We start from the raw sequence: 4,623 nt of genomic DNA, 5'->3' as shown, positions 1-4,623 counted from the left end.
CCGCCGGGGCGACACTTCCCCGCCTTGAGGACGGGGATGGCAAGCATGAGTGAGCTTTGGCGCCTGGATGCGAGCGAGATCGCCGCCCGCGTGGCGGCCCGCCAGGTGTCGGCGCGCGAGGTGGCGCAGGACGCGCTAGCGCGGCTGGCGGCGGCGAATCCGCGGATCAATGCCGTGGTGCAGGAGATGCCCGAGCAGGCCCTGGCCGCGGCCGACGCGGTGGACGCGGCGCTGGCGCGCGGCGAGACGGCGGGGCCGCTGGCCGGGGTGCCCGTCACCATCAAGGTGAATGTGGACCAGGCCGGCTTCGCCACCACCAACGGCCTGCGCATCCAGCAGGAGCTCGTCGCCGCCGAGGACAACCCGGTGGTGGCCAACCTGCGGCGCGCCGGGGCGGTCATCATCGGCCGCACCAACACGCCGGCCTTCAGCCTGCGCTGGTTCACCCGCAACAGCCTGCACGGCCACACGAGGAATCCGCGCAACCCGGCGCTGACGCCGGGCGGCTCCTCGGGGGGCGCGGGGGCGGCGGTGGCCGCCGGCATCGGCGCCATCGCCCATGGCACGGACATCGCCGGCTCCATCCGCTACCCGGCCTATGCCTGCGGCGTGCACGGGCTGCGGCCGACGCTGGGGCGCGTCCCGGCCTGGAACCCCTCCGGCCCCGAGCGCGCCATCGGCGCCCAGCTGATGGCCGTCTCCGGCCCGCTGGCGCGCAGCATCGCCGACCTCCGCCTCTCCTTCCAGGCGATGGCGGCCGAGGATCTGCGCGACCCCTGGTGGGTGCCCGCGCCCTTCGAGGGGCCGGCCATGCCGAAGCGCGCCGCCCTCTGCGTCCGCCCCGAGGGGCTGGACACCGCGCCGGAGGTGGAGGCCGCGCTGCGCGACGCGGCGCTGCGCCTGCAATCGCAGGGGTGGAGCATCGTCGAGACCGCCTGCCCGCCGCTGCGCGAGCCGATGCGCCTGCAGCTGATGCTGTGGCTGGCCGAGTTCCGCCGCGGCGGCAACGCCGCCGTGGCGCGCGAGGGCGACCCGGATGCCAGCTTCGTGCTGCAGCAGATGGAGCGCCTCACCCAGATGCCGGACCTGCACCAGTTCCAGGACGTGCTGCAGGCGCGCGCCGGCTTCGTGCGGCAGTGGCAGACCTTCCTGAAGAGCTACCCGGTGCTGCTGGTGCCGGTCTGCGCCGAGCTGCCCTTCCCCGATCTGCTGGACGTCCAGTCGCCGGAAGCCTTCGAGCGGGTGGCGGAGGCGCAGCTCGTGCAGATCGGCCTGCCGCTGATGGGGCTGCCGGCCCTCACCGTCACCACCGGGAACACGCAGGGCAGCGCGGGGGCGAGCCCGGTGGGGGTGCAGCTCATCGCCGGGCGGTACCGGGAGGACCTGCTGCTGGCGGCGGGGGCCGCGATCGAGGCCGCCGGGCCGCGCATCGAGGCCTGCGACCCCGCCTGACGGCGCGCGGGGGGGGGAAGGAACTCCCCCCCGTGCCCCCTCTTCGTTTCCGCCGGTTCAGGTGACGCGCAGCCAGCCCATCATGCCGGTCTCCAGGTGCTCCAGCACATGGCAGTGGAACATCCACCGGCCGGGCGCCGCCACGAAGGCGATCTCGGCCCGCTCGCGCGGCAGCAGCAGCACCGTGTCCGCCAGGAAGCGCGGCAGCGCCTGGCGGGAGAGCGAGAGCACCTCGAAGGTGTGTCCGTGCAGGTGGATGGGATGCGGGTGCGGCGTCGTGTTGTGCAGCTCGAAGACATAGGAGCGGCCCGCCTTCAGCTCCGCCAGGGGCGGCGGCAGCTGCCGGTTCCCGCCGCCTGGCCAGGTGGATTTGTTGATCGCCCAGAAGGTGTTGCGGCCGACGCAGAGCGAATCCAGCAGGAGCCGCGCGAAGGGATCGTCCGCCGGCAGCCCGGCCACGCTGCCCGGAGTGGCGCCCAAAGGCGCGGCGCTGAAGGCGAAGGGCAGCCGCTCGGCCGTGGCGAGGTCGGCGCGCGGCACGCGGGCGGCCCGCAGCGGGCGCGGCGCGAAGGGCCGCTCGGCCAGGGCCGAGGGGGCGGCGGTGAAGCGGGCCAGCGGCCAGGGCTCGCGCGGGAAGTCATCGAACAGGGTGAAGCCCGCGCCGGCGGCGGGGGCGCGCACGCGGAGATCCACCCGCATCGCCGGGCCGAAGCGCCACTGCTCCAGCGCGAAGGGCTCGACCGCATTGCCGTCGATGGCGATGACCTGCGCCGCCGCCCCCTCCACCCGTGCCAGCAGGGTGCGGGTGGCGTCGAGGTTCAGCAGGCGCAGGCGGATATCGCCATGCGCCGGCACCGTGGCGGCGAAGGCGCGCTGCCCGTTCACCGCCCGCACCGTGCCGAAGGTGCCGGCGCGCCCGGCGCCCTGCGGCGTCTCGAAGGGCAGCCAGGTGCCATCCTCCGCCAGGCGCCAGTCCTTGCAGGCCAGCACGATATCGGCGTCCGGCGGCTCCGGCTCGTCGCCTTCCACCACCAGCGTGGCGGCGAGGCCGCGCCCCACCTGCCCCGGCTCGTTGCAGTGCGGGTGCAGGAAGAAGGTGCCCGTGTCGGGCGGGGTGAATTCGTAGGTGAAGGACTGGCCGGGCCCGACCGGCGGCTGGGTCAGGTACTGTACCCCGTCCATCGCGTTCGGCACGCGCACGCCGTGCCAGTGGATGCTGGTGTGCTCCGGCAGCGCGTTCTCCAGCCGGGCGCGGATGGCATCGCCCTGGCGGATGCGCAGCACCGGCAGCAGGGCGTCGCTGTAGCTCCAGACCCGCGAGAGGGGACCGTCCGGCCCCAGCAGCCGGGCCGGGCGCTCCTGCGCGCGGAAGGTCCAGTCGTGCCGCCGGGCGCCCGGTGCCTCAGGCGGAGGCGGATCCCCCCCGGCACGCGCAGGGCGGGGCGGGGCGGCCAGCCAGCCACCGGCCAGCGCGCCCGCCGTGGCGGCCAGCAGCCTGCGCCGCCCGCCGCGGAAAGCGGCGGACGGGAGCGAGGCAGGCGGTGATGGTGCGGACAAGGCGGCACTCCGGCGCTATCGGACGCGGCCGGAGCATAAAGGCAGGCAGTGGAGGCGTCGCCCGCTTTTTGCGAATGGCTCGCAAAAGCAAGCGGCGTCTCAGTCCAGCGGACGGCCCTGAGACTGGGCCGCGAGGGCACGGGCCATCTGGCTCAGCGCCTCCTGGTGCCGCTCATTGTCGATGAGCGCGAAGTTGCGGGCCAGTTCCAGGCACATGCGCTGCCGCACGCCCAACGGCGGCGCCGCCCCTTCCTCGTTCAACCCCTCGAAGAACCAGGACACCGGGACAGCCAGGACGAGAGCGATCTCGAACAGGCGCCCGGCAGAAATACGGTTCAGGCCACGTTCGTATTTGTGGGCCTGCTGGTAGGTGACGCCGATCATGCTGGCCAGTTGCTGCTGCGACAGACCGAGCATCAGGCGGCGTTCACGGATGCGCGCTCCGACATGGCGGTCAGCCTGCCGGGCGCGTTGTGTGGAGGTATCCTCCGGCTCGTCGCGCGTGGCGACGGCACCGGCCTCAAGATCGGCCATGCTCTACCCTGTTAGGCTGAAAAATGATCCCATCCCTTATTAAGTAGTAAATGGCCGCCGCGTGTTCCCTTTCGGGTTACGAAGACTGACAACAGCGTGAGAAGCGCAACCTCAGCGTTATCATCCGGCCTTGCTACCGCCCCTTTGCAGCTGTGCCAATTGCTGCCGCAACTGCCGCAACTCGGCCTTGAGGGCGGCCACATCCTCGGTTTCCTCGGCGGGGGGGCGGGATGACGACGCCGAGTCCTCCTTGCGCGGGAAGGGGCTGAACAGCGTCATGGCGCGCTCCATCATCGCCATGTTCTGCTTGCTCACCTCCTCCAGCCCGGCCAGGGGGTTGAAGCCGCCCATCGCCTGCTCGACCGAGACCCGCATCTGCTCCTGCTGCCGGGCGAAGCTGCCCATGGCGTATTCCAGGTAGCGCGGCACCAGCGACTGCAGGCTGTCGCCGTAGAAGCCGATGAGCTGCCGCAGGAAGGAGGTGGGGAGCAGGCTGCGCCCCTTGGCCTCCTCCTCGACGATGATCTGCGTCAGCACGCCGCGGGTGATGTCGTCGCCCGTCTTGGCATCGTAGACGACGAAGTCGCGCCCCTCCCGCACCATGCCGGCGAGGTCCTCGAGCGTGACGTAGGAGGAAGCCTCCGTGTTGTAGAGCCGGCGATTGGCGTATTTCTTGATGACTACCGTGGGTTTGGCCTCCGCCTCGGTGCCGCGCTGCCTTGCCTGTTCGGCCATTGTCGCCTCCCATCCCGCCATGTGGTGGCGGAGACGCTAGCATGGCGCATGATGCAGTGCGAACAGGAGGATGGTGCCCCGCCCCTTCCGTGGCGCGCCCGTGGCGCTATGTTCCGCCGGCGCGGCCTGGCACGGGGCCCGATCACGCCCGGGGGCAAGCCCCGGGCCGCGCGCCGCAGGACAGGATTTGCCATGACAGGCCCCGAGGACGACGCGCAAAGGAAGCGGCCCGGCGCGGCTTCCGGCGCCGGGGCGGAGCCCGGCGGCGGCCAGGCCGGGCCTGAGGCACTGGAGAGGTTGGCAGAGGATTGGATCACGCTGTGGCAGAGCGAGATCTCGGCGCTG

At 72.3% G+C, this 4,623-nt stretch carries 4 protein-coding genes; 1 reads left to right on the top strand and 3 read right to left on the bottom strand.

The window, feature by feature from the left end:
• Window positions 1–45: 45 nt before the first annotated feature.
• Window positions 46–1,452: an amidase family protein gene (locus ACZJYS_RS22805; protein WP_493180436.1), complete on the top strand. Its 1,407-nt coding sequence runs from the start codon at window positions 46–48 to the stop codon at window positions 1,450–1,452.
• Between the two features lie 57 nt (window positions 1,453–1,509).
• Here the strand turns inward: ACZJYS_RS22805 and ACZJYS_RS22800 are convergent, their stop codons facing one another.
• The 3 genes from ACZJYS_RS22800 to phaR all read right to left on the bottom strand — a co-directional run bounded on the left by ACZJYS_RS22800 (window position 1,510) and on the right by phaR (window position 4,278).
• Window positions 1,510–3,009 carry a multicopper oxidase family protein gene (locus ACZJYS_RS22800; protein ID WP_493180435.1) on the bottom strand — a complete coding sequence of 500 codons (1,500 nt, stop codon included), beginning with the start codon at window positions 3,007–3,009 and terminating at the stop codon, window positions 1,510–1,512.
• A 99-nt stretch (window positions 3,010–3,108) separates the two neighbouring features.
• Complete coding sequence (locus tag ACZJYS_RS22795) at window positions 3,109–3,543, bottom strand: helix-turn-helix domain-containing protein (protein WP_109516886.1); 435 nt, start codon at window positions 3,541–3,543, stop codon at window positions 3,109–3,111.
• 120 nt (window positions 3,544–3,663) lie between these two features.
• Window positions 3,664–4,278, bottom strand: coding sequence for a polyhydroxyalkanoate synthesis repressor PhaR (phaR, locus tag ACZJYS_RS22790; protein ID WP_493180434.1), 615 nt, complete (start codon window positions 4,276–4,278; stop codon window positions 3,664–3,666).
• Between the last annotated feature and the right edge of the window lie 345 nt (window positions 4,279–4,623).

The sequence above is a fragment of the Roseomonas sp. TS2 genome (assembly GCF_058833935.1).
The sequence above is the reverse complement of the archived record's forward strand: the minus strand, read 5'-3'. Positions and strand labels throughout refer to the sequence as shown.

Excerpts from the sequence above, each read along its gene's own strand:
- ACZJYS_RS22805 (WP_493180436.1), top strand. The coding sequence starts at position 46 with ATGAGTGAGCTTTGGCGCCTGGATGCGAGCGAGATCGCCGCCCGCGTG.
- ACZJYS_RS22795 (WP_109516886.1), bottom strand. The coding sequence starts at position 3,543 with ATGGCCGATCTTGAGGCCGGTGCCGTCGCCACGCGCGACGAGCCGGAG.
- phaR (WP_493180434.1), bottom strand. The coding sequence starts at position 4,278 with ATGGCCGAACAGGCAAGGCAGCGCGGCACCGAGGCGGAGGCCAAACCC.